This is a genomic window from Streptomyces sp. MBT65 (assembly GCF_016612545.1).
Classification (GTDB): Bacteria; Actinomycetota; Actinomycetes; order Streptomycetales; family Streptomycetaceae; genus Streptomyces.
Window position 1 is genome coordinate 1 of sequence record NZ_JAENRY010000831.1, and the last position, 310, is coordinate 310.

The following is a 310-nucleotide window of genomic DNA, read 5'->3' on the forward strand; positions in this document are numbered from 1 at the left end:
CCGGCACCCCCGCACCGTCCGGCCGTTGCATCGCCACCGCCAGTCCATGCTCGGTCAGCCGCTCCCCGCGTACCTCCTCGGTGACCCGCCCGCGTACGAAGACCAGCACCCGGTCGCACACCTCCGTCAGTTCCGCGAGGTCGGTGGAGGCGATCAGGACGGCCGCGCCGCCCGCCGCCAACTCGCCGACGATACGGTGCATTTCGGCGCGTACGCCGACGTCGACGCCCCGGGTCGGATCGTCCAGGACGACGATCCTCGGGTCGGTGGCGAGCCACTTGGCGAAGACGACCTTCTGCTGGTTGCCGCC

At 71.6% G+C, this 310-nt stretch carries 1 pseudogene; it reads right to left on the reverse strand.

Features of this window, described 5'->3' with window-relative positions:
* A pseudogene (locus JHN63_RS52285) lies at window positions 1-310 on the reverse strand (sugar ABC transporter ATP-binding protein); the annotation flags it as partial.